This window comes from Geodermatophilus sp. SYSU D00663, assembly GCF_054050655.1.
This window is the reverse complement of sequence record NZ_JBJGZT010000023.1, coordinates 49,087-71,990: the sequence shown is the minus strand read 5'-3', so window position 1 is coordinate 71,990 and position 22,904 is coordinate 49,087. Positions and strand designations below refer to the sequence as shown.

The 22,904-nt window shown below is 75.6% G+C and carries 21 protein-coding genes and 1 tRNA gene; 14 read left to right on the top strand and 8 right to left on the bottom strand.

Features of this window, described 5'->3' with window-relative positions; all coding sequences use genetic code 11:
• Positions 1–13 precede the first annotated feature (13 nt).
• The 3 genes from mfd to ACI79Z_RS17330 are packed head-to-tail and all read left to right on the top strand — an operon-like array spanning position 14 to position 5,491.
• Complete coding sequence (mfd, locus tag ACI79Z_RS17340) at positions 14–3,544, top strand: transcription-repair coupling factor (RefSeq protein WP_456903346.1); 3,531 nt, start codon at positions 14–16, stop codon at positions 3,542–3,544.
• Between the two features lie 29 nt (positions 3,545–3,573).
• A complete protein-coding gene (locus ACI79Z_RS17335; RefSeq protein ID WP_387987906.1) occupies positions 3,574–4,587 on the top strand; it encodes a SurA N-terminal domain-containing protein in 1,014 nt (337 codons plus the stop codon).
• Between the two features lie 4 nt (positions 4,588–4,591).
• Positions 4,592–5,491 (top strand): MazG family protein, encoded by a 900-nt coding sequence (locus ACI79Z_RS17330; RefSeq protein ID WP_456903345.1) that lies wholly within the window; start codon positions 4,592–4,594, stop codon positions 5,489–5,491.
• On the opposite strand, the gene ACI79Z_RS17325 is transcribed toward ACI79Z_RS17330, so the two are convergent.
• Positions 5,488–6,165, bottom strand: coding sequence for a hypothetical protein (locus tag ACI79Z_RS17325; RefSeq protein ID WP_456903344.1), 678 nt, complete (start codon positions 6,163–6,165; stop codon positions 5,488–5,490). The genes ACI79Z_RS17330 and ACI79Z_RS17325 overlap by 4 nt on opposite strands.
• 157 nt (positions 6,166–6,322) lie before the next feature.
• Here ACI79Z_RS17325 and eno point away from each other — a divergent pair, with 157 nt between their 5' ends.
• The 4 genes from eno to ACI79Z_RS17305 are packed head-to-tail and all read left to right on the top strand — an operon-like array spanning position 6,323 to position 9,669.
• Positions 6,323–7,603, top strand: a complete 1,281-nt coding sequence (eno, locus tag ACI79Z_RS17320; protein ID WP_456903343.1) for a phosphopyruvate hydratase — start codon at positions 6,323–6,325, stop codon at positions 7,601–7,603.
• A 4-nt stretch (positions 7,604–7,607) separates the two neighbouring features.
• Positions 7,608–8,147: an FtsB family cell division protein gene (locus ACI79Z_RS17315; protein ID WP_456903342.1), complete on the top strand. Its 540-nt coding sequence runs from the start codon at positions 7,608–7,610 to the stop codon at positions 8,145–8,147.
• Positions 8,148–8,191: 44 nt separating this feature from the next.
• On the top strand, positions 8,192–8,722 hold the full coding sequence (locus tag ACI79Z_RS17310; RefSeq protein ID WP_387987901.1) for a DUF501 domain-containing protein: 531 nt from the start codon (positions 8,192–8,194) through the stop codon (positions 8,720–8,722).
• On the top strand, positions 8,719–9,669 hold the full coding sequence (locus ACI79Z_RS17305; RefSeq protein WP_456903341.1) for a Ppx/GppA phosphatase family protein: 951 nt from the start codon (positions 8,719–8,721) through the stop codon (positions 9,667–9,669). The genes ACI79Z_RS17310 and ACI79Z_RS17305 overlap by 4 nt, the downstream gene beginning before the upstream one ends.
• Positions 9,670–9,672: 3 nt before the next feature.
• Here the strand turns inward: ACI79Z_RS17305 and ACI79Z_RS17300 are convergent, their stop codons facing one another.
• The gene (locus ACI79Z_RS17300; RefSeq protein WP_387987899.1) at positions 9,673–9,966 is read right to left on the bottom strand and encodes a DUF4235 domain-containing protein; all 294 of its coding nucleotides are present in this window, start codon (positions 9,964–9,966) and stop codon (positions 9,673–9,675) included.
• A 63-nt stretch (positions 9,967–10,029) separates the two neighbouring features.
• Between ACI79Z_RS17300 and ACI79Z_RS17295 the strand changes: the two genes are divergently transcribed.
• The 5 genes from ACI79Z_RS17295 to ACI79Z_RS17275 all read left to right on the top strand — a co-directional run bounded on the left by ACI79Z_RS17295 (position 10,030) and on the right by ACI79Z_RS17275 (position 15,225).
• Positions 10,030–10,794: a uracil-DNA glycosylase gene (locus ACI79Z_RS17295; protein ID WP_456903340.1), complete on the top strand. Its 765-nt coding sequence runs from the start codon at positions 10,030–10,032 to the stop codon at positions 10,792–10,794.
• A 65-nt stretch (positions 10,795–10,859) separates the two neighbouring features.
• Positions 10,860–10,933 (top strand) — tRNA-Leu (locus tag ACI79Z_RS17290).
• Positions 10,934–11,071: 138 nt separating this feature from the next.
• Positions 11,072–12,682, top strand: coding sequence for a M28 family metallopeptidase (locus ACI79Z_RS17285; protein ID WP_456903339.1), 1,611 nt, complete (start codon positions 11,072–11,074; stop codon positions 12,680–12,682).
• A 185-nt stretch (positions 12,683–12,867) separates the two neighbouring features.
• Positions 12,868–13,794: a Bax inhibitor-1/YccA family protein gene (locus tag ACI79Z_RS17280; protein WP_456903338.1), complete on the top strand. Its 927-nt coding sequence runs from the start codon at positions 12,868–12,870 to the stop codon at positions 13,792–13,794.
• Between the two features lie 171 nt (positions 13,795–13,965).
• On the top strand, positions 13,966–15,225 hold the full coding sequence (locus tag ACI79Z_RS17275) for an epoxide hydrolase family protein (RefSeq protein WP_456903337.1): 1,260 nt from the start codon (positions 13,966–13,968) through the stop codon (positions 15,223–15,225).
• A gap of 69 nt (positions 15,226–15,294) precedes the next feature.
• Here ACI79Z_RS17275 and ACI79Z_RS17270 read toward each other — a convergent pair whose 3' ends face one another.
• On the bottom strand, positions 15,295–16,515 hold the full coding sequence (locus ACI79Z_RS17270) for an acetyl-CoA C-acetyltransferase (protein ID WP_456903336.1): 1,221 nt from the start codon (positions 16,513–16,515) through the stop codon (positions 15,295–15,297).
• A gap of 134 nt (positions 16,516–16,649) precedes the next feature.
• Positions 16,650–17,690 carry an SGNH/GDSL hydrolase family protein gene (locus tag ACI79Z_RS17265; RefSeq protein ID WP_456903335.1) on the bottom strand — a complete coding sequence of 347 codons (1,041 nt, stop codon included), beginning with the start codon at positions 17,688–17,690 and terminating at the stop codon, positions 16,650–16,652.
• 41 nt (positions 17,691–17,731) lie between these two features.
• Here ACI79Z_RS17265 and ACI79Z_RS17260 point away from each other — a divergent pair, with 41 nt between their 5' ends.
• The gene (locus tag ACI79Z_RS17260) at positions 17,732–19,099 is read left to right on the top strand and encodes a DUF2252 domain-containing protein (RefSeq protein WP_387987892.1); all 1,368 of its coding nucleotides are present in this window, start codon (positions 17,732–17,734) and stop codon (positions 19,097–19,099) included.
• Here ACI79Z_RS17260 and ACI79Z_RS17255 read toward each other — a convergent pair.
• Genes ACI79Z_RS17255 through ACI79Z_RS17245 form a run of 3 tightly spaced genes read right to left on the bottom strand, consistent with a single transcriptional unit; the run spans position 19,062 to position 19,956 of the window.
• The gene (locus ACI79Z_RS17255) at positions 19,062–19,520 is read right to left on the bottom strand and encodes a GNAT family N-acetyltransferase (protein ID WP_387987891.1); all 459 of its coding nucleotides are present in this window, start codon (positions 19,518–19,520) and stop codon (positions 19,062–19,064) included. The genes ACI79Z_RS17260 and ACI79Z_RS17255 overlap by 38 nt on opposite strands.
• Positions 19,517–19,837 (bottom strand): hypothetical protein, encoded by a 321-nt coding sequence (locus tag ACI79Z_RS17250; protein WP_456903334.1) that lies wholly within the window; start codon positions 19,835–19,837, stop codon positions 19,517–19,519. The genes ACI79Z_RS17255 and ACI79Z_RS17250 overlap by 4 nt, the downstream gene beginning before the upstream one ends.
• The gene (locus tag ACI79Z_RS17245) at positions 19,834–19,956 is read right to left on the bottom strand and encodes a hypothetical protein (protein WP_387987889.1); all 123 of its coding nucleotides are present in this window, start codon (positions 19,954–19,956) and stop codon (positions 19,834–19,836) included. Before ACI79Z_RS17245 ends, ACI79Z_RS17250 begins: the two co-directional genes overlap by 4 nt.
• A 265-nt stretch (positions 19,957–20,221) precedes the next feature.
• Between ACI79Z_RS17245 and ACI79Z_RS17240 the strand changes: the two genes are divergently transcribed.
• On the top strand, positions 20,222–20,845 hold the full coding sequence (locus tag ACI79Z_RS17240; RefSeq protein WP_456903333.1) for a maleylpyruvate isomerase family mycothiol-dependent enzyme: 624 nt from the start codon (positions 20,222–20,224) through the stop codon (positions 20,843–20,845).
• A gap of 68 nt (positions 20,846–20,913) precedes the next feature.
• Here the strand turns inward: ACI79Z_RS17240 and ACI79Z_RS17235 are convergent, their stop codons facing one another.
• Positions 20,914–22,902, bottom strand: a complete 1,989-nt coding sequence (locus ACI79Z_RS17235) for a VWA domain-containing protein (RefSeq protein ID WP_387987887.1) — start codon at positions 22,900–22,902, stop codon at positions 20,914–20,916.
• Positions 22,903–22,904 lie beyond the last annotated feature (2 nt).

Below are 22,904 nucleotides of genomic sequence, written 5' to 3'. Positions count from 1 at the left end.
GGAGTTGACCCTCGTGTCGTTGCGCGGCGTGCTCGACGTCGTCCTCACCGATCCCGGCGTCGCGCGCGTGGTGGCCGCGGCCGGGTCCGCCGAGCTCGCCGTGACCGCGCCGCCGCCGGTGCAGCCGCTCGTCGCCGCCGCCCTGGCCGCGCGGGAGCCGGGTGCCGGCGTCCCGGTGCTGCTGGTCACCGCCGGCGAGCGGGACGCCGACGCCGCCGCGGACGTGCTGCGCTGCTTCCTGCCCGACCGCCGCGTGGAGACCTTCCCGTCCTGGGAGACGCTGCCGCACGAGCGGCTGTCCCCGCGGGCGGACACCGTCGGCCGCCGGCTGGCCGTGCTGCGCGAGCTGACCCACCCCGGCGACTCGGGCATCGACGTGCTGGTCGCACCGGTGCGCAGCGTGCTGCAGCCGCTGGCCCCCGGCCTCGGCGACCTCGTGCCGGTCGAGCTGAAGGCCGGCGGCACCGCCGAGCTCGACGACGTCGCCCGCGCGCTGTCCGACGCCGCCTACACCCGCGTGGAGCTGGTCGAGAAGCGCGGCGAGTTCGCCGTCCGCGGCGGCCTGCTCGACGTCTTCCCGCCCACCGAGCCGCACCCGGTCCGCGTGGAGTTCTGGGGCGACGAGGTCGACGAGCTGCGCTACTTCTCCGCCGCCGACCAGCGCTCCCTCGACGAGCGGCCCGAGCGGCTGTGGGCGCCGCCGTGCCGCGAGCTGCTGCTCACCGACGCCGTCCGCGCCCGCGCCGCCGAGCTCGCCGCGCAGCACCCGGGCCTGGCCGAGCTGCTCGGCAAGCTCGCCGAGGGCATCGCCGTCGAGGGCATGGAGTCGCTGACCCCCGCGCTGGTCGAGGGGCAGCTGCAGCTGCTCACCGACCAGCTGCCCGCCGGCACCCACGTGCTCGTCGCCGACCCCGAGCGGGTCCGCAGCCGGGCCGCCGACCTGGTGCGCACCGCCGAGGAGTTCCTCGCCGCGTCCTGGGCCACCGCCGCCGAGGCCGGTGAGGCGCCGCTGGACCTGGGCGCGTCGTCGTTCCGCGAGCTGGCCGACGTCGAGGCCGCCGCCCGGGGCCGCGGCCTGCCGTGGTGGACCACCGGCGCGTTCACGCTGGACGTCGACGACGAGTCGTCGGTGACCCTGCAGGCGGGCACCGTCGAGCGCTTCTCCGGCGACCTCGACCGCGCCGTCGAGACGCTGCGCGGCTGGACCCGCGACGGCTGGCGGGTCGTCGTCACCTTCGCCGGCCCCGGCCCCGCGCAGCGCGCCGCCGACCAGTTCGGCGCCGCCGACCTCGGCGTGCGGCTGGTGCCCGGCATCGAGTCCGCGCCCGAGGCGAGCCTGACCTCGATCACCCAGGGCAGCCTGGAGTCCGGCTTCGCGCTGCCCGGCGTGGGGCTGGCGCTGGTCACCGAGCACGACCTCACCGGCCAGCGCGGCACCACCATGCGCGACGCGGTGAAGATGCCCGCGCGCCGCCGCAACGCCGTCGACCTGGTGCAGCTGCAGCCCGGCGACCTCGTCGTCCACGAGCAGCACGGCATCGGCCGCTACGTCGAGATGGTCAGCCGCACCGTGCACGGCGGCCAGCGCGACTACCTGATCGTCGAGTACGCGCCCGGCAAGCGGAACCAGCCGCCGGACCGGCTGTTCGTGCCCACCGACTCCCTCGACCAGCTCACCCGCTACGTCGGCGGCGAGCAGCCGGCGCTGTCCAAGCTCGGCGGCGCCGACTGGGCGAAGACCAAGGGCCAGGCCCGCCGGGCGGTCAAGCAGATCGCCGCCGAGCTCATCCGGCTCTACTCCGCCCGGATGGCGACCTCGGGGCACGCCTTCGGCCCCGACACGGTCTGGCAGCGCGAGCTCGAGGACGCCTTCCCGTTCCAGGAGACCCCCGACCAGCTCGCCGCGATCGACGAGGTCAAGGCGGACATGCAGAACCCGGTCCCGATGGACCGGATCATCTGCGGCGACGTCGGCTACGGGAAGACCGAGATCGCCGTCCGCGCCGCGTTCAAGGCGGTGCAGGACGGCAAGCAGGTCGCCGTCCTGGTGCCGACGACGCTGCTGGCCAACCAGCACTTCAAGACCTTCTCCGAGCGGTTCGCCCAGTTCCCGGTGACGGTGAAGGTGCTGTCCCGCTTCCAGTCCGACGCCGAGACCCGGCAGATCCTCGAGGAGCTGGCCCGCGGCGAGGTGGACGTGCTCGTCGGCACCCACCGGCTGCTGCAGCCGACCACCCGCTGGAAGGACCTCGGGCTGGTCGTCGTCGACGAGGAGCAGCGCTTCGGCGTCGAGCACAAGGAGTACCTGAAGACGATGCGGACGGCGGTCGACGTCCTGTCGATGTCGGCCACCCCGATCCCGCGCACGCTGGAGATGAGCCTGACCGGCATCCGCGAGATGTCGACGATCCTCACGCCCCCGGAGGAGCGGCACCCGGTGCTCACCTACGTGGGCGCGTGGGACGACAAGCAGATGGCCGCCGCGATCCGCCGCGAGCTGCTGCGCGACGGCCAGGTGTTCGTCATCCACAACCGGGTGCAGTCGATCGACAAGGCCGCGGCGAAGATCCGCCGGCTGGTGCCCGAGGCCCGCGTCGCCGTCGGCCACGGCCAGATGAAGGAGCACGAGCTCGAGCGGATCATGGTCGGCTTCTGGGAGAAGGAGTACGACGTCCTGGTCGCGACGACGATCGTCGAGTCCGGCCTGGACATCCCCAACGCCAACACCCTGATCGTCGACCGCGCCGACACCTTCGGCCTCTCCCAGCTGCACCAGATCCGCGGCCGGGTGGGGCGTGGCCGCGAGCGTGCGTACGCCTACTTCACCTACGACCCGTCGCGGCCGCTGACCGAGACCTCGGTCGACCGGCTGACCACCATCGCGCACAACACCGACCTCGGCGCCGGCATGGCCGTGGCGATGAAGGACCTGGAGATCCGCGGCGCGGGCAACCTGCTCGGCGGCGAGCAGTCCGGGCACATCGCCGGGGTCGGCTTCGACCTCTACGTGCGGCTGGTCGGCGAGGCGGTGGCCGACTACAAGGCGCAGGTCGGCGGCGAGGAGGCGCCGGCCGAGCCGCTCGAGGTGCGGGTGGACCTGCCGGTCGACGCCCACCTGCCGCACGACTACGTGCCCGGTGAGCGGCTGCGGATGGAGGCCTACCGCAAGGTCGCCTCGGTGCAGGACGACGACCAGGCGCAGGCGGTGCTCGACGAGCTCACCGACCGGTACGGCGCCCCCCCGGCGCCGGTGCTCAACCTGCTCGCGGTCGCCCGCTTCCGCGCGGCGATGCGGGCGCTGGGCATCACCGAGGTGTCGCTGCAGGGCCGCGCCATCCGGGTCTCGCCGGTGCCGCTGCGGGAGTCGCAGCAGATGCGGCTGGCCCGGCTGGCCGACGGCGCCACCTACAAGTCCGCCGTCCAGACGGTGTCGCTCAAGGTCCCGGTCGGCCCCGACCGGCGCACCCCGCTCCGCGACGTCGCGCTGCTCGAGCACCTGCACTCGCTGCTGAAGGCGGTCGTCGAGCAGCCGGTCGCCGCCTGAGGCGCCGCCTGCGACGACCGTCACACCCCATGTGGCAGCCTGCCCGGGTGCGCACCCGCCGTCCCGCCGCCGTCGTCCTCGGGCTCGTGGCCGCCGCCGTCACGGTGACCGGCTGCCGGACCTCGCCCAACGTCGCCGCCTACGTCGGGGACCAGCAGGTGACCGTGGCCGAGCTGCAGGCCGCCGTCGACGAGCGGCTGGCCGACCCCGCGATCGCCGAGGCCGTCGGGGGCGGCGGCACCGACTACACCCGCCAGGTGCTCACCCTGCTCGTGCGCCAGGAGCTCTACGCCGAGGCGGCCCGGCGCAGCGACGTCGAGGTCGGCGACGCCGAGGTCGGCGCGTTCATCGAGACCGCGCTGGCCGGCCGCGATGTGGAGGAGCTCTACGCGCAGGCCGCCTCGCAGGGCTACTCGCGCGAGGACATCCGGGAGAGCGCCCGCCAGCAGCTGCTGCGCCGGGAGCTCGGCGTCGCCGCCGGTGAGGACCCCGGGACCGACGAGGCCGCGCTGCGCGCCCGGTACGAGGAGGTCCGCGCCGGCCTGGAGCAGGTGGAGCTCGGCTACTTCGCCGTCCCCGACCAGGCCACCGCCGACGCCGTCGTCGCCGAGCTGGCCGCCGCGCCCGCCTCGTACCCGGCGGTCGCGGCGCGGTACCCGGGCGAGATCACCCTACCCGCGCTGCAGCCGACCGGCACCGCCGACGTCCCCGCGCCGCTGGCCGAGGGCGTGGCCGCCGCCCCGCCGAACACCGGCTTCAGCGTCACCGTCGGCGACGTGCCCGGCGTGGTGGTCGCCTTCGTCGGGCAGCGGACGACGCCGTCGTTCGAGGAGGTCCGCCCGCAGCTGGAGGACGAGGCCGCGCAGGGCGCCGAGGAGGCCGGGGCGGCGGTGGTCGACGAGGTCCGCGACGACGTCGGGGTCACCGTCAACCCGCGCTACGGCGAGTTCGGTGACCAGGACGTGGTGCAGGAGGCGGAGGGCGGCGTGGTCGACCTGCTCGACGACGCCGGTGCCGCGGCCCCCACCACCGGCGAGGGCTGACCCGGTGCCCCCGGCCGTCGTCGTCACGGTCAGCCCGCGGCTGCCCGGCCTGCTCGGCCCGGCCGGCTGGGCCGCGCTGGCCGGGCGCCGGATCGCCGCGCTGCCCGGTGCCGCGGCCACCGCGGACGTGCTGCGCGCCGCCGGGTGGCAGGTCGCCGACGCCGCCGACGCGGCCGGCCTGGACTGCGACGTCGCCTGCCTCGCGGCCTTGGGGGAGGACGTGGCCGGGCGGCCGGTCGTCGACGGCGCCCCCGAGCCGCCCGGCGCCCACCTGCTCGACGTCGTCGCGGTGATGGACCGGCTGCGCTCGCCCGGCGGCTGCCCCTGGGACGCCGAGCAGACCCACTCCTCACTGCGCGGCTACCTCCTCGAGGAGGCGCACGAGGCCTACGACGCCCTCGTCGACGACGACCCGGTCGCGATGCGCGAGGAGCTCGGCGACGTGCTGCTGCAGGTCGTCTTCCACGCCCGCGTCGCCGCCGAGGCCGGCCCGGAACGGCGCTTCGACGTCGACGACGTGGCCCGCGACCTGGTCGAGAAGCTGGTCCGCCGGCACCCGCACGTGTTCGGCGACGCCGGCCCCCGCGACGTGGCCGGCGTCGAGGCGGGCTGGGAGGAGATCAAGAAGGCGGAGAAGCAGCGGCGCTCGCCCACCGAGGGCGTCTCGCGCTCGCAGCCGGCCACCGCGTGGGGGACGGCGCTGGTGCGGCGGGCCGCCCGGGCCGGGTTCCCGACGCCGGAGCCGGCCGAGCTCGGCTCGACGTCGCCGGAGGAGCTCGGGGAACGGCTGCTGGCCGTGGTCGCCGCGGCCGCGCAGCGCGGCTGGGACGCCGAGGACGCGCTGCGCGAGGCGGTCCGCCGCTACGCCGGCGAGCTCGACGCCGAGGCCCGCCGCCGCGGCTAGCCGACGGGGAGGCGCTCGGCCGGCGCGGTGGTGACCCGTGGCGCGGTGAGCATGGCCTTCAGCGCGCCGAGCACGCCCAGCCCGGCGACCGCGGCGGCGCACCAGACGCCCGGCCCGAGCCGGTGGACGTCCCAGCCGGCGTCCACCAGGCGTGCGACGACCGCGGCGGCCACGGCCAGCGCGACCCCCAGCGCCAGCACCCCGGACACCCGGTGGCCGCGCGCGGGGCGGAGCAGCAGGAGCCCGAGGACGACGAGCACCGCACCGCCGAGCGCCACCGCCGCCGGCTGCCACAGGCCGGTGCGCCCGAGCTCGCCGACCCCCTCCCGGGCCGCGTCGACGGCACGCACCACCAGGTGCAGACCGGTGGTCTCCCCGCCCCGTTCCCACGGCAGCCACACGCTGGCCCCGTCGGCCACGCCGGCCAGCAGCAGGAGCACCCCGCCGACGACGTCGGGGCGCCGCACGTAGGCCAGCCGGCCGGGGCCGGCCGCCACCCCGGCCACCGTCGTGCCGTCCGGGACCGGCTCGACGTCCTCGTCGTCGTCCTCGGCGGGGTCCGGCGCGAACCCGAGGACGGAGGGAGCCGCCTCCGCGGCCACGTCCACGGGGGGTGGTGGCGGCGCGGCTCCGGCGCCGTACCCGGAGGGTCGCTGCTGCTGGCGCTCGGTCATCGGGTCCTCCGACGGCGCAGACGTGGGGAAGACGCCCGCCACGACGAGGTTATCGCCGGATCGGTTCCGTCGAGGCCGCACCGTGACCGCTCCGTTACCGGAGTCCCGGGACCACACGTCCCGGGTGCACCCCGCCCGCCTCGCTAGGCTGCTCACCGTGCCGAGCATCGATGCCGTAGGCGCGCGGGAGATCCTGGACTCGCGCGGTAACCCCACCGTGGAGGTCGAGGTCGCCCTCGACGACGGGACGATCGCGCGAGCCGCGGTCCCGAGCGGCGCCTCCACCGGCGCCTTCGAGGCGGTGGAGCTGCGCGACGGGGGCGACCGCTACGGCGGCAAGGGCGTCACCAAGGCCGTCGACGGCGTCCTCGACGTCATCGGCCCCGAGCTGGTCGGCTACGAGGCCACCGAGCAGCGGCTGGTCGACCAGCGCCTGCTCGACCTCGACGGCACCCCGGACAAGTCGCGGCTGGGCGCCAACGCGATCCTCGGCGTCAGCCTCGCCGTCGCCCGCGCCGCCGCCGAGTCCACCGGCCTGCCGCTGTTCCGCTACGTCGGCGGGCCGTCGTCGCACCTGCTGCCGGTGCCGATGATGAACATCCTCAACGGCGGCGCCCACGCCGACAGCAACGTCGACGTGCAGGAGTTCATGATCGCCCCGATCGGGGCGGCGACCTTCGCCGAGGCGCTGGCCGTGGGCACCGAGACCTACCACGCGCTCAAGTCGGTGCTGAAGGGCCGCGGGCTGTCCACCGGCCTCGGCGACGAGGGCGGCTTCGCGCCCGACCTGCCGACCAACCGGGCCGCGCTCGACCTCATCGCCGAGGCCGTCGAGAAGGCCGGCTACTCCCTGGGCACCGACATCGCCTTCGCCCTCGACGTCGCCGCCACCGAGTTCCACGGCGAGGGCGGCTACGACTTCGAGGGGCAGACCCGCTCGGCGGAGTACCTCGTCGACTACTACCGCGAGCTCGTCGACGCCTACCCGGTGGTCTCCATCGAGGACCCGCTGTCGGAGGAGGACTGGGACGGCTGGGTCGCCATGACCGCCGCCCTCGGTGACCGCGTGCAGATCGTCGGCGACGACCTGTTCGTCACCAACCCGGCCCGCCTCGCCGACGGGATCGAGCGCGGGGCCGCGAACGCGCTGCTGGTGAAGGTCAACCAGATCGGCACGCTGACCGAGACCCTCGACGCGGTGAACCTGGCGCACCGCAACGGCTACCGCTGCATGATGAGCCACCGCTCGGGCGAGACCGAGGACACCACGATCGCCGACCTCGCCGTCGCCACCGACTGCGGGCAGATCAAGACCGGTGCCCCGGCGCGCAGCGAGCGGGTGGCGAAGTACAACCAGCTGCTGCGCATCGAGGAGGAGCTCGACGACGCCGCGCGCTACGCCGGCGCGGCGGCCTTCCCGCGCCTGCGGACCTCCTGACCCGGTGAGCGCCGGTTCGGGGCGGCGGCGCTCGACCGGCCGCCCGCTGTCGCACGCGGCGTCCCGGCCGGTCCCGGCCGGGACGCGGTCGGGCGCCGGCAGCCGTCCCGAGGCCCGCCGCCCCGGCCGGCGCACGCCGCCACGGACGCCCGCGCGTCCCGCGGCGGCGCGCCGGCCGCTGTTCACCGGCCGCACCGTGGTGTTCGTCGGGCTGCTCCTGCTGCTGTCGCTCACGCTGGCCGGGCCGGTGCGGCAGTGGCTGGACGGCCGTGCCGAGATCGCCCGGCTGGCCGCGGAGAGCACCGCCTACGACGAGCGCATCGCCGACCTGCAGGCCGAGCTCGAGCGGCAGGCCGACCCGGCGTGGACCGCCCGCGAGGCCCGCGAGCGGCTGGCCTACGTGCTGCCCGGCGACCGGCTCGTCGTCGTGGTCGACGGCGAGGCGGCCGAGGGCGACGCCGGCACGCTGCCCGACGCCGTCGACGCCGCGCCGCGGCCCTGGTACGAGGAGCTGCTCGGCTCGGTGGCCGACGCCGACGGCTGAGGGGCGCTGTCGGGCCCGTCGAGCCGCTGCCGCAGACTTCCCTGGTGACCACCCCGACCACCCCGGGACGCCGGGTGCACGAGCCGATCACGCCGGAGGAGCGCGAGGTCGTCGCCCGGCAGCTGGGCCGGCCGCCGCGCGCCGTGCGGGCGGTCGCGCACCGCTGCCCGTGCGGCCAGCCCGACGTCGTCCAGACCTCGCCGCGGCTGGAGGACGGCACGCCGTTCCCCACGCTGTACTACCTGACCTGCCCGCGGGCGTCGGCGGCCGCCAGCCGGCTGGAGTCCACCGGGCGCATGCGCGAGTGGCAGGCCGACCTCGGCACCGACGCCGACCTCGCCGCGGCCTACCGGGCGGCGCACGAGGCCTACCTGGCCGAGCGCGACGCCCTCGGCGAGCTGCCCACCCGCAACACCGCCGGCGGCATGCCCGACCGGGTCAAGTGCCTGCACGCCCTGGCCGGCCACGCGCTGGCCGCGGGGCCCGGCGTCAACCCGATCGGCGACCGCGCGGTGGCCGGGATGGGGGAGTGGTGGGCCGCCGGCCCCTGCGCGCAGCCGGAGGAGCGGCCGTGACCCGGGTGGCCGCGATCGACTGCGGCACCAACTCCATCCGCCTGCTCGTCGCCGACGTGCCGCCCGAGGGCGCGCACACCGACCTGCTGCGCCGCATGGAGGTCGTGCGGCTGGGTCAGGGCGTGGACGCCACCGGCCGGCTCGCCCCCGAGGCGATCGAGCGCACCCGGGTGGTGCTCGCCGAGTACGCCGCGCAGGCCCGCGACCTCGGCGCCACCGCGGTGCGGATGGTGGCCACCAGCGCCACCCGCGACGCCGCCAACCGCGCGGACTTCGAGGCGATGGTGCTGGCCACGCTCGGCCGTCCGCCGGACGTCGTCCCGGGCGACGAGGAGGCGCGGCTGTCCTTCCTCGGCGCCACCGCCTCCCTCGCCGCCGCGGCCGCCGCGCACGGCGGCCCGCCGCCGCGCCCGCCCTACCTGGTGGTCGACATCGGCGGCGGGTCGACCGAGTTCGTCCTCGGCGACGCCTCCGGGGTGCGCGCCGCCCGCTCCGTCGACGTCGGCTGCGTGCGGCTGACCGAGCGGCACCTGCACGGCGACCCGCCGACGGCGGACGAGATCGGCGCCAGCGAGGCCGACATCCGCGCGGCGCTGGCCGAGGTGGCCGCGGCGGTGCCGGTGGAGGAGGCGGTCACGCTGGTCGGCCTGGCCGGCTCGGTGACCACGGTGGCCGCCCTCGCGCTGCGGCTGCCCGCCTACGACGCCGAGGCCATCCACGGCTCGCGCGTCCCGGTCTCGGCGGTCCGCTCGGTCACCGCCGGGCTGCTGACCGCCACCCGCGAACGCCGGGCCGCGTACCCGGTCATGCACCCCGGGCGGGTCGACGTCATCGGCGCCGGCGCGCTGGTGCTGCGGGTGGTCATGGACGCGTTCTCGCTCGACGAGGTCGTCGTCAGCGAGCACGACATCCTCGACGGCATCGCGCTGCGGCTCGCCCGGGGGTGAGCGTCAGCCGGCCTCGTTGAGGCCGGGCGGCAGCTTGCCGGTCAGCTGCTGGTAGGCCGTGGCCGCGCCGCGGGCGGCCAGCAGCCGGCCGGCCGCGACCGCCAGCCCGGAGAACGCGGCCCAGGCGAGCGCGTCCGGCCAGGAGACACCGGGCGCGGCCGGGTTCTTCGGCGGGGTCGTGCCGCGGGCCGCGTACCAGGCGGCGTCGGTGAGCTTGCGGACGGCGATGCCCGACACGGTGGCCGTCCCCGTGCCGAGGAGCTTCCAGGTCAGCGGCGCCTTCTGCTTGCGGGCCATGGGGTGATCATGCCTGGCGCCCCCGCGCTCCGCGCGCCCCCGGGCGGGTGGTCCACTGGGCGGGTGGCGGTCGACGCGCAGGGGTTCCCGGTCACGCGGACGCCGGCGGGGGTGGCCCGGTCGGCGCGCGCGGCCCGCGACCTCGCCGTCCTGGACGCCCGGATCTCGGGCTGCCGGGCCTGCCCGCGCCTGGTGACCTGGCGCGAGGAGGTCGCCCGGGTCAAGCGCGCGTCCTTCCGCGGCCAGGACTACTGGGGCCGCCCGGTGCCCGGCCTGGGCCCGGCCGACGCGCGGATCGCCGTCGTCGGGCTGGCGCCGGCCGCGCACGGCGGCAACCGCACCGGGCGGGTCTTCACCGGCGACCGCAGCGGCGACTGGATCTTCGCCGCGCTGTGGCGGGCGGGCCTGGCCAGCCAGCCGACGTCGACGCACGTCGGGGACGGCCTCGAGCTCACCGGCGTGCGGGTGGCCGCCGCGGTCCGCTGCGCGCCCCCGGACAACGCGCCGGCGCCGGCCGAACGCGACACCTGCTCGCCGTGGCTGGCCCGCGAGCTGGCGCTGCTGCCCGACCTGCGGGTGGTCGTCGTCCTCGGCGGGTTCGGCTGGACGGCCCTGTGGCCGGTCCTCGCCGGGGCGGGGTACGCCCTGCCCCGCCCGCGGCCGGCGTTCGGCCACGGCGTGGAGGTGGCGCTGGAGGGGCCGCGCGGGCCGCTGACCCTGCTCGGCAGCTACCACGTCAGCCAGCAGAACACGTTCACCGGCCGGCTGACCGAGCCGATGCTGGACGCCGTCCTGTCCCGGGCCACGGAGCTCGCTGGGACCGGTTGAGCCGGAGCGCGGCCGGAGGGCCGCCCTAGGCTGGGCGGCACCGGGCAGCCGTCCGCAGCGCGCCCGCCCCCGTGGCCCAATCGGCAGAGGCAGGCCCCTTAAAAGGGTCGCAGTGTGGGTTCGAGTCCCACCGGGGGCACCGGTCCGCACCCGCAGTTCTTCCGGCCCATAGCGCATGCAGGTGAGGAAATCCAGGGGTTGACGTCCCCCGTGACCGTCTTGACAAGGTGACCCTGAGCAACGGAGCTCACACCCTACGTTCGAGGGGACGTCGTCCATGACCCAGGTCCACCCGTCCCGCCGGTCGCGGCTCACCGTGATCGGCAGTGCCGGCGCCATCGCGCTGGCCGGGAGCGTGGTCGCCGCGCTGCCCGCCGGTGCCGCCGGCGGCTGCGAGACCCGCACCAACAACACCGTCGCCAAGCTGACCGAGTGCGTCACGCTCGAGGGCGTCACGGAGCACCTCGAGGCGTTCCAGGCGATCGCCGACGATAACGGCGGCAACCGCGCCTCGGGCACCGCGGGCTACGACGCCTCGGTCGACTACGTGGAGGAGCGGCTGGAGGCGGTCGGCTACACCGTCCACGTCCAGGGGTTCGAGTTCCCGTTCTTCCGGCTGGGTGAGAGCTCGTTCAGCCGCGTCGCGCCCACGGCGACGACGTACACGGTGGGCACCGACTACGCGCCGATGACCTACACCGGCCCGGGCACGGTCGACGACGGCGTCGTCGCCCCGGTCGACCTCGCCGGCGCGGGTCTGGGCAGCGGCTGCGAGGCCGCTGACTTCGCCGGCCTCGCAGCCGAGTCGGTGGCCCTCGTCCAGCGGGGCGGCTGCGCCTTCGCCGTCAAGGCGCAGAACGCCGAGGCCGCCGGGGCTTCCGCGGTCATCGTCTTCAACAACACGGCCGGCCCGCTCAACGGCACCCTGGGCGCTCCCGGGATCACCATCCCGGTCATCGGCGTCCCCACGGCCCTGGGCCAGGAGCTCGCCGCCGCGGGCACGACCGTCGACCTGGCCGTCGACGCGGAGAGCGAGATCCGCGACACCTACAACGTCGTCGCCGAACTGCCCGGCCGCACCTCGGACAACGTGGTCATGGCCGGTGCGCACCTCGACTCCGTGCTCGCGGGCCCGGGCATCAACGACAACGGCTCCGGCAGCGCGGCGATCCTCGAGGTCGCCGAGAACATCACCAAGCTCAAGCCGGAGAACACCATCCGGTTCGCCTGGTGGGGCGCCGAGGAGCTCGGCCTGCTCGGCTCCGAGCACTACGTCTCGCAGCTGAGCGACCAGCAGAAGGCCGACATCGGGCTGTACCTGAACTTCGACATGGTCGGCTCGCCGAACTTCGCCCGGTTCGTCTACGACGGCGACCAGTCGGACTTCCGGGCGCCGGTGACGGTCCCCGAGGGCTCGGCCCAGATCGAGTACGTCCTCGAGGACTACTTCGAGGCGCAGGGCCTGTGGTACGAGGGCAGCGAGTTCAGCGGCCGCAGCGACTACCAGGCGTTCATCGAGAACGGCATCCCCTCCGGGGGCCTGTTCACCGGCGCCGAGGTCCTCAAGCAGGCGTACCAGGTGCCGCTGTACGGCGGTACCGCCGGGGTCGCCTACGACCCGAACTACCACCAGGCCGGGGACACGATCGACAACGTCGACCCGAAGGCACTCGAAACGAACTCCGACGCCATCGCCTACTCGGTGCTGACCCTGGGCTACGACACGTCCCGGGTGAACGGCGTGGCCGGCCGGCCGGTGCCGGGTGGCACGTTCGAGGAGGACCCGACCGACCGCCAGTTCCGGGTGACCCCGGAGCAGAAGGCCGGCGGTGGCGGCCTCTCGCCGGACCACGACCACGACCACGACCACGGCGGGGTCGAGGCCTGACCTCCACCTCCCCGCACGACCCGGGGGCGCGGCACCGCACGGTGTCGCGCCCCCGGCGCGTCTTCCCACCCGGTCGGGGGTACTGGCAGGGTCAGGAACGCGCAGGCCACCTGCGGCGTTGTAGGAACCGAGTGGGGTGCGAGGTAGCAGCCCACCGACCGACCAGTCACCTCGAGGAGATGACGATGCCCAGCTCCAACCCGGTCTTCGGCCGGGGCTTCGCCAACGCCGCGTCCGGCGGTGGCCAGCCGTACGGCCAGGGCTACGGCGCTCCCGGCTACGGCCAGCAGTACGGCCAGCAGGGCTACGCCGCTCCCGGTCAGCAGCAGTACGGCCAGCCCCACGGCCAGCAGTACGGCGCGCCCCAGGGCTACGGCGCCCCGCAGGGCTACGGCGCGCCCCAGGGCTACGGCGCCCCGGCCCCCGCCGGGCCGTACGGGCCGCCGGCCACCCGCTACATGACGATGGACGACGTCGTCCAGAAGACGGGTCTGTCGTTCCTCGTCACCGTCCTGGCCGCCGCCGCCGTCTGGGCGCTGCCCGGCCAGGCCGCGTGGGGCCTGGCGCTGCCCGCGGTGCTCGTGGCCTTCGTCCTGGGCCTGGTGATCAGCTTCAAGCAGATCGCCAACCCGGCGGCGACGCTGGCCTACGGCGCGCTCTACGGTGTCGCGCTCGGCGCCATCAGCGAGGCCTTCAACACGGTCTACCCCGGGATCGTGATCCAGGCGGTGATCGGCACCTTCGGTGTCTTCGCCGGCATGCTCGTCGTCTACAAGACCGGCGCCATCCGGGTCACCCCCAAGCTGACCCGCTGGATCGTCGGCGCCCTGTTCGGCGTCCTGGCCCTGGTCCTGGTCAACCTGCTCGTGTCGTTCTTCGTCCCGGGCGGCCTGGGCCTGCGTGACGGCGGCCCGCTGGCCATCGTCTTCAGCCTCGTCGTGATCGGTGTGGCGGCCTTCTCGCTGCTGCTCGACTTCGACATGGCCGACCAGGCGATCCGCCGCGGCGCCCCGGCCAAGTTCGCCTGGTACATCGCCTTCGGCCTGCTCGTCACGGTCGTCTGGCTGTACCTGGAGATCCTGCGGCTGCTGTCCTACTTCCAGGACAACTGACCCGCAGCACGTCCCGGTGGCCCGGTTCCCCTCGGGGGCCGGGCCACCGGCGTCTGCCGGGCCGGACGACGCCGGATCGTCCGCCACGGACGATGCGGGGGCGGCCGGACGGTGCTGGGGTGGGGAGGGCCCGCGAGCGGGTCCACCCCCAGCCCGCGCCAGGAGGCCCGGATGTCCGCTCCCACCGACCCGACCACCGTCTCCGTCCCCGGGGCCGTGCCCCCGCCGCGGACCGCCGCCGGAGCCGACCCCACCGCCATCCGCCCGTTCCGGATCGCCGTCCCCGAGGCGGACCTGCTCGACCTGCGCCGGCGCGTCGCCGCGACGCGGTGGCCCTCCGCGGAGCTGGTCGCGGACCGGTCGCAGGGCGTGCAGCTGGCGACGGTGCAGGCCCTCGTGCGCCACTGGCTCACCGACTACGACTGGCGCGCGTGCGAGGCGCGGATCAACGCGCTGCCGCAGGCCACCACCGAGATCGACGGGGTGGAGGTCCACTTCCTGCACGTGCGCTCGCGGCACGAGGACGCGCTGCCGCTAGTCATGACGCACGGCTGGCCGGGCTCGGTCGTCGAGCTGCTCGAGACCGTCGGCCCGCTCACCGACCCGACCGCGCACGGCGGCCGCGCCGAGGACGCCTTCCACCTCGTGCTGCCGTCCCTGCCCGGCTACGGCTTCTCCGCCGAGCCGCGGGAGCTGGGCTGGGACGTCGCCCGCGTCGGGCGCGCCTGGGCCGAGCTGATGCGCCGCCTCGGCTACACCCGCTACGTGGCCCAGGGCGGCGACGTGGGCGCCGGAGTCACCGACGCGATGGGCCGGCAGGCGCCCGAGGGGCTGCTCGGCATCCACCTCAACCTGCTCGTGACCGCCCTGGGCGGTCCTCTGCCGGGCGACACCGAGCAGGAGCAGGCGGCTCTCGCCGCGATCGCCACCTTCCGGTCGAGCGGCTTCGCCTACTTCCTCGAGCAGGCCACCCGGCCGCAGACCATCGGTTACGGGCTGCTCGACTCACCCGTCGCCCTGGCCGCCTGGATGCTCGACCACGACACCGACTCCTACTACAAGATGGCCCGCGCCTTCACCGACGGGCAGCCCACCGGCAACCTCACCCGGGACCACGTGCTGGACAACATCACGACGTACTGGCTGACCGGCACCGGCACCTCGGCCGCCCGGTCCTACTGGGAGAGCTACGGCCCCGACGCCCCCGCCGCGGCCGCGGTCGGTCAGGCGCCCCCGGAGGTCTCGGTCCCGGTCGGCTTCACCACGTTCCCGGGCGAGATCTGGCGGACCCCGCGCAGCTGGGCCGAGCGGTCCTACCCCACCCTCACCTACTTCAACGAGGTCGAGCGCGGCGGGCACTTCGCCGCCTGGGAGGAGCCCGAGCTGTTCGCGACCGAGGTCCGCGCGGCCTTCCGGCCGCTGCGCGGCTGATCCCGCACCCGGGACGACGGCGGCCCGGCCCCCGAGGGGACCGGGCCGCCGTGGCGTGCCGGGAGCGGCTCAGGAGAGGCGCTCCAGCACCATCGCCATGCCCATGCCGCCGCCGACGCACATGGTCTCCAGGCCGAAGGTGCCGTCCGTGGTCTGCAGGCCGTTGAGCAGCGTGCCGGTGATGCGGGCGCCGGTCATGCCGAAGGGGTGACCGACGGCGATCGCGCCGCCGTGCACGTTCAGCTTGTCGATGTCGATGCCCAGGTCCCGGTAGCTCGGGATGACCTGCGCGGCGAAGGCCTCGTTGATCTCGACGAGGTCCATGTCGTCGATGGTCATGCCCGCCCGCTGCAGCGCGAGCCTCGAGGCGTCGACCGGGCCGTAGCCCATGATCTCCGGCGACAGGCCGGTCACCGCGGTGGAGACGATGCGGGCCAGCGGGGTGAGGCCGAGGTCGCGGGCCTTGGTGTCGCTCATGACCACGACCGCGGCGGCGCCGTCGTTGAGCGGGCAGGCGTTGCCGGCGGTGACCCGGCCGTCGGGGCGGAAGACCGGCTTGAGGCCGGAGATGCCCTCGAGGGTGGTGCCGGGACGCGGGCCGTCGTCCTTGCTGACGACGGTGCCGTCGGGGGTGGTGACCGGGGTGATCTCCCGCTCCCAGAAGCCCTCGGCGATGGCCTTCTCGGCCAGGTTCTGGCTGCGGACGGCGAACTCGTCCATCTCCTGGCGGGAGACGTCCTTGAGCAGCGCCAGGTTCTCGGCGGTCTGCCCCATGGCGATGTAGATGTCGGGGATCTCGCCGTTCTCCCGCGGGTCGGTCCACGAGTCGGCGCCGCTCTCGGCGGTCTTGGCCACGCGCGCCTCGGCGTCGGTGAAGACCGGGTTGTGGGTGTCGGGCAGCGAGTCGCTGTTGCCCTTCACGAAGCGGGAGACCATCTCGACGCCCGCGGAGATGAAGACGTCGCCCTCACCGGCCTTGATCGCGTGCATGGCCATGCGGGTCGTCTGCAGCGACGACGAGCAGTAGCGGGTGATCGTGGTGCCCGGCAGGTGGTCCATGCCGAGGAGCACGCTGACGACGCGGCCCATGTTGTGGCCCTGCTCGCCGCCGGGCAGGCCGCAGCCGAGGATCAGGTCGTCGATGTCGGTCGGGTCCAGGGCGGGGACCTTGTCCAGCGCCGCGCGGACGATGGTGGCGGTCAGGTCGTCGGGGCGCAGGTCCTTGAGCGACCCCTTGAACGCGCGCCCGATGGGGGAGCGCGCGGTCGCGACGATGACGGCTTCGGGCATGGGGTCCTCCACGGTGAGGGGCTCCCGGCCGGGGGTGCCGGGTGTCGGGTCACCCCGGAAACTACCCCCGGGTGCGCGACCGGTCGCGGGTGTACCGGGAACAGAGCGTCGCTGTGTTGCAGGTCACGCGGCGCTCACCCGACCGACGCCTCCCTGGCCTGGCCGGCCTCCTCGGGCGTGGGCAGCTCGGTGGGCCGGCGGCGCAGCAGCCGCGCCCAGGGGCCCAGCGGTCCGGTGCCCGAGCCGCGGACCTCGGTGGCCCGCACCTCGGTGCCCGGGCGCCCGGCGGCCCGCGCCGCCGCCTGGGCCACCGGGCGCACCGAGGTGCGGCGCAGCCGGCCGCGCTCGGCCCGGGCGGGCCAGACGCCGATGGCGTCGGCGAGCGCGGGGAGGATGACCGCGGCGGCCTGCGCGTAGCCGGCCGCGCTGGGGTGGAACTCGTCGACGCTGAATAGCGAGCGGTCCTGGGCGAAGCTCGGCCCGAGCACCGAGCCGAGCGAGACCGTCCGCCCGCCGGCCTCCACGACGGCGATCGTCTGCGCCGCGGCCAGCTGGCGGCTCCACCGCCGGGCCAGCAGCCGCAGCGGCTGCCCGATCGGCCGGATCGTCCCGAGGTCGGGGCAGGTGCCGACGACGACCTGCGCGCCCGCCTCGCGCAGCCGCCGCACCGCGTCGGCCAGGTGGCGCACCGACACCGACGGCCGGGTGCGGGTGGTGACGTCGTTGGCGCCGATCATGATCAGCGCGACGTCGGGCCGCTGGGCCAGCGCGGCCTCGACCTGCGGGTCCAGCTCGCAGGACTCGGCGCCGGAGACGGCCAGCCGGACCAGCCGCACGGGGCGCTCGGCGAGCTCGGTCAGCGCGGCGGCGAGCAGCACGCCGGGCGTCTCCGTGGCGCGCGTGACGCCCAGGCCGACGGCGCTGGAGTCGCCGAGCACGGTGAACACGATCGGCTTGCCGCGGCCCCGGCCGTAGACGCCGTCGCCGGAGGGCGGGTCCTGCTTCGACGTCCGCGCCTCCACCCGACGGCGGGCCGCGAGGGCCTGGAGGCGGAGCAGCCCGAGCAGCCCGGCCCCGGCCAGGCCCAGCCCGGTGCCGCCGTAGGCGGCGCCGGCCGCCAGCCGTCGCGCCCTGCTCGCCCTCGTCACCGCCACCCCGCCCGTCGCGCCGCGCAACCGTCTGTCCTGCAGGCTAGTCGGCCCCTACGGTGCGCCCCGTGTCCGAATCCCCCCGACGGGTGGCCCCCGATCGAACTCCCGGTGACCGCTCGCAGCTGATCGTCGACGTCCTGGTCGAGGCCTTCTCCGAGCTGATGGCCGTCGACGCCGACGCCTTCCGCACCAAGTTCCGCAAGATGGCCGCCGACCCCTTCGCGTTCTACCGAGGCAGCGCCTGCCTCTTCTACGCCGACATGGACCGCCTCGAGGACCCCTGGTGCGACGAGCGGACCAGCCGGGTGTGGATCCAGGGCGACCTGCACGCGGAGAACTTCGGCACCTACATGGACGGCGCCGGGCGGATCGTGTTCGACGTCAACGACTTCGACGAGGCCTACGTCGGCTCGGTCACCTGGGACCTGCGCCGGTTCGCCGCCAGCTTCGCGCTGCTGGCGTGGCGCAAGGCCCTGGGCGACGACGTGATCGGGGAGCTGGTCGGCACCTACCTCGGCGCCTACCTGGACCAGGTGGAGGCGTTCCGCCGCTCCGACGACGACCGCTCGTTCGCGCTGACCGCCGCGAACACCGAGGGGGCCGTCCGCGAGGCGATCCTCGAGACGACCACCCGCACGCGGGCCGCGCTGCTCGACCGCACGACCGTCGTCGAGACCTACCAGCGGCGGTTCGCCGACGGCGGCCGCACCCGCCGGCTCGAGGACGCCGAGCGCGACCGGGTGCTCGCCGCGCTGGACCGCTGGCGGGAAACCGTCGTCCCGCCGGTGCGCCGCCGCGACGTCGCCTACGACGTCAAGGACGTCATCGGCACGGGCGGGTTCGGCATCGGCAGCGCCGGCCTGCCCGCCTACAACGTGCTGCTCGAGGGCTACGACCAGGCGCTGGAGAACGACGTCGTCCTGTCGCTCAAGCAGGGCAACGTGGCCGCGCCCAGCCGGATCGTCCGCGACGAGCGGATCCGCTCCTACTTCGAGCACCACGGGCACCGCACCGCGGTCAGCCAGCGGGCGCTGCAGGCCAACGCCTCGCAGTTCCTCGGCCACACCGAGATCGACGGCGTCGGGTTCGTCGTCCAGGAGCTCTCGCCCTACGAGGTGGACCTGGACTGGGAGGACCTCACCGAGCCCGAGGAGATCGCCCCGGTCGTGGCCCAGCTGGGCCGGGCGACGGCGAAGATGCACTGCGTCGGGGACGTCGACAGCGACCACACGCTGGTCGACTTCCAGACCGAGGACGCTGTGTCGGCGATGGTCGGCGGCCGGCGCGAGGAGTTCGTCGCCGACCTGGTCGACTTCGCGCACTCCTACGCGCGGCAGACGCAGGAGGACCACCGGCTGTTCGTCGACGCCTTCCGCGCCGGACGCATCCCCGGGATCAGCTCGAGCGGCGCCCACCCGCTCCGAGTGGGGTGAGCATGCCGACGTGCGGGCCGATGCCCGCGACGTCGAACGGCGCGGTCACCACGCGGAAGCCCATCCGCTCGTAGAAGCCGGCCGCGGGGACGCGGGCGTCGCACCACAGCAGGTCCGCGTCCCGCGCGGCGAGCAGCTCCCGGCCGGCCGCGACCAGCGCGCGGCCGGCCCCGGTGCCCCGCACGGCGGGGTCGGTGGCCATGCCGCGCAGCTGCCACGGCGCCCGGGCCGGCTGCCACGGGCAGGGAGCGGGCGACAGCCGGACGACGCCGACCACCCGCCCGTCGGCGGTCCGGGCCGCGAGGTGCACGGTCGCGGGGTCGTCGTCGCCGGGCATCGCGGCCGGCCCGCCGTCGCGCAGGACGGCGCTGCGCAGCGGCAGGACGACGTCGACGCCGACCTCCTCGACCGTGACGGTCACCTCGTGGGCGCGGCCCCGGAGCCGCAGTTCCGGTCGTGGTGGGCCCCGACGCGCGACAGCGCCGGTCCGGCCGCCGAGCCCTCGACGGCGGTGACGGCGCCGTCCACCCGCCCGTCGGCGCCCGGGCTGTCCGGGTCGATGGCGCCGACCTGGGCGCGCAGCCGCGCGAGCCCGTCGCGGACCGCCTGCCGGTCGGCGGCGACCTCCCCGGGGGCGGTCACGCCGTCGAACGCGGTGACGGCCTGGTCGAGCAGGGGCGGCAGGGCCGCGACGCCCCGGGTCTCGGTCGCCTCGAGGGCGGCGCTCAGCTGCGTCACGACCGGGGTGGCCTCGACGCCGCGGAGGAGTCGTCCCCGCCGCCTCCGCAGCCGGCGATCAGCAGGGCGCCGGCCGCGGTGAGCAGGCCGGCGCGGAGGAGCCGGGTCGATCGGGACACGGCGCCACGCTATCGGGCGAGCACCGAGCGTGGACCGCGGCCGGGAGGGGCCGGCGCCCGGTCACCGGCTGCCCGGCGCAACGCGGCGCCCCGGACCCACGCACGTGCGCCGCCGACGAGCAGCCGACCGACCGCGGCCGCCCCCGGCGCCCAGCGGCCCAGCCCCGTCCGGGCCAGGACCGATGAGTTCCTCCGCCGCGGGGCGTCCACCCCTGGGCGCCCGTGACCCGGCACCCTGACCAGCCGGACGAGAGAAGGGGACGAGATGGCGGAGAGCCTGCACGAGGTGGACGCGCACGACCTCCGGTCCTGGGTGGGGCAGACGTACGACGGCCTGGCGGACCTGCTGGCCTCCGGGCCGGCCGGCACCTGGGACGCCCCCTCGCTGTGCGCGGGCTGGCAGGTCCGGCACGTGGTGGCGCACGTGACGATGCCCGCGCGGCTGTCGGCCGAGCAGTTCGGGGCCGAGATGGCGGCCGCGGGCGGGGACTTCGCCCGGCTCTCCGACACCGTGGCGGACCGCGACGCCTCCCTGCCGGCAGCCGAGCTGCTGGACGCCCTGCGCTCGCCGGTCCTGCACGGGTGGCAGCCGCCGGGCGGTGGCGCGGCCGGGGCCCTGAGCCACGCCGTCATCCACTCCCTGGACGTGACCGTCGCGCTCGGGCGGCCGCCGGTCGCACCGGCCGGGGCCGTGGTCGCCGTCCTCGACCGGCTCGCCGCCGCGGACGGCGCCGTCTTCGGGCTCGACCTGACCGGTGTCCGCCTCGAGGCCGCCGACACCGCGTGGAGCCGGGGCGACGGTGAGGTCGTCCGCGCGGACAGCGGCCCGCTGGTCGCGCTCCTGAGCGGTCGCACCCTCCCCGACGGCCGGGTGCTGCGCCGCCGCTGAGGGCCGGTGGCCGCCCGCCGGTCCGGGTAGGGCCGCCGCGGGCCCGGGGCTCGCGGCGACCCCTCCCCTCAGCGGGCCCGGCGTCCCCGACGGGTGCGCAGGTAGTCCGCGACGACGTACTCGCCGAGCCGCTCGCTGTCGGGCGTGAAGACCCGGCCGCCGGCGCGCGCGGTGATGTCGTGGACGAAGTGCACCAGCCCCGGCTCGGGGTCGAGCGCGAACACGTTGAGCGTCGCGCCGGACCGGGCCACCCGCTCCACCTCGGCGACGGTCCGGGCGATCGTCTCGGGCATCGGCGGCCAGCAGAAGTACGGCGTGCCGTCCTCCTCCAGGTGCGCCGTCGGCTCGCCGTCGGTGACCACGAGGACCACCGGCTCCGCGTCCCGGTGCCGGGCCAGGAACCGGCGGGCGAGGATCAGCCCGTGCTGCAGGTTGGTGCCCTGCAGCGTGTCGACGCTCAGCTCGGCCAGCGTCTCGGGCTTGAGCACCTGCGCGGTCGACGAGAACCCGATGATCTGGATCGCGTCCTGCGGGAAGCGGGTGGTCACCAGCGAGTGCAGCGCCATCGCCGTCGACTTGGCCGCCCCCCACGTGCCGCGCAGCGCCATCGAGTAGGACAGGTCGACCAGCAGCGCGACCGCGGCGCCGGTGCGCCGCTCGGTCTCCACGACCTCGAAGTCCTCGACGGCGATGCGGACCCGGCGGTCGCCGTCCCCGTGCGGGTCGCCGGCGGTGCGCAGCACGGCGTTGCGGACCGTGCGGACGACGTCGAGCGGCTGCTCGTCGCCGAACTGCCACTCCCGCGAGCTGCCGGTGAGCTCCCCGGCGGCGCCGGCGTCGGCGACGTCGTGCTCGCCGCGGCCGGTGGCGTCGAGCTTGGCGAACACCCGCCGCAGCGCGGTGGCGCCCAGCCGGCGCACCGCCTTCGGCGAGAGCTCCAGCTTGCCGTCGGAGCGGTTGAGGTAGCCCTGCCGCTCCAGCTCGCGCTCCATCTGCCGCAGCGCCGCGAGGTCGTCGACGGCCTCGCGGCCCAGCGCCTGCTCCAGCAGCTCCTCGTCGACGTCGGCCAGCGAGGCGCCGGCGTAGCCCTGCGAGAGCTGGTTGGACAGCGCCTCGAGGTCGGCCAGCTCCGCGACGGCGCTGGTGGCGTCGCCGAGGCCCAGGCCCTGCTCGCCGTCGGGCACCTGGCCGCGCTGGCCCCAGGGCAGGTCGGGACGGGCCTGGCGCAGCGCGTCCTGCAGGTGGGCCATCTCGCTGGCCAGCCCCAGGTCGGACATGGTCTGCGCCATCAGGTCGGCCAGCTCCGCCCGCTGCTCGGGCGACAGGCCGGCCATCATCCGCTCCTGCGCGGCGGCCCGGCGGGCGAGGGAGTCGATCAGCTCGTCCACCGACTGGGGGTCGTCGGGGAAGAACTGCCCGTGCTTCTCCATGAACTCGCGGAAGCGCTCCTCGGTGTCCTCACCGCGGTTGTGCGCGTCCACCAGCTGCGACAGGTCGGCGACCATGTCCTTGACCGCCTGCACGTCCTGCTCGGTGGCGTTCTGCAGCGCCTGCTTCATGTTGGCGAAGGAGCTGTCGAGCACCTCCCGCCGCAGCAGGTCCTGGATCTGGTCGTAGGTCTGCCGGGCCTCGGCCGAGGCCCAGTCGTACTCCTTGAGCGCCCGGACCGCGCCCGCGGTGTCCTGCGGCAGCGCGTCGAGCTCGGCCTCCTTGAGCCGGGCCAGGTCGTCGGGGTCGGGGAACAGCTCCCGGCGCTCGGCCGCGAGCGCCCGGTCGAGCAGCTCGCGGACCTCCTGCAGCGTGCCGTCCATCCGGCCCGCGGTGCGGGCCTGCCGCAGCCGCTCCCGCACCGAGCGGCGCAGCTCGTCGAGCCCGCGCCGGCCGTCCATGCCGCGGCGCAGCAGCTCCCGCAGCGCCTCGCGGACGCCGCTCCCGCCGAGCACCGAGTCGCCGATCTCGTCGACGGCGCTGCCCAGGTCGTAGGGCGGGGCCAGCGGGTCGGGCCCGCCCCGCCAGCGGCCGTACCGGTACCCCCTGCCGGGGCGTGGGCGCGCCACCG

Coding starts and splice junctions, on each gene's coding strand:
- ACI79Z_RS17335 (WP_387987906.1), top strand. CDS start 3,574: ATGTGGCAGCCTGCCCGGGTGCGCACCCGCCGTCCCGCCGCCGTCGTC.
- ACI79Z_RS17270 (WP_456903336.1), bottom strand. CDS start 16,515: ATGCCCGAAGCCGTCATCGTCGCGACCGCGCGCTCCCCCATCGGGCGC.
- ACI79Z_RS17275 (WP_456903337.1), top strand. CDS start 13,966: ATGTCCGCTCCCACCGACCCGACCACCGTCTCCGTCCCCGGGGCCGTG.
- ACI79Z_RS17280 (WP_456903338.1), top strand. CDS start 12,868: ATGCCCAGCTCCAACCCGGTCTTCGGCCGGGGCTTCGCCAACGCCGCG.
- ACI79Z_RS17325 (WP_456903344.1), bottom strand. CDS start 6,165: ATGACCGAGCGCCAGCAGCAGCGACCCTCCGGGTACGGCGCCGGAGCC.
- ACI79Z_RS17285 (WP_456903339.1), top strand. CDS start 11,072: ATGACCCAGGTCCACCCGTCCCGCCGGTCGCGGCTCACCGTGATCGGC.
- ACI79Z_RS17300 (WP_387987899.1), bottom strand. CDS start 9,966: ATGGCCCGCAAGCAGAAGGCGCCGCTGACCTGGAAGCTCCTCGGCACG.
- ACI79Z_RS17240 (WP_456903333.1), top strand. CDS start 20,222: ATGGCGGAGAGCCTGCACGAGGTGGACGCGCACGACCTCCGGTCCTGG.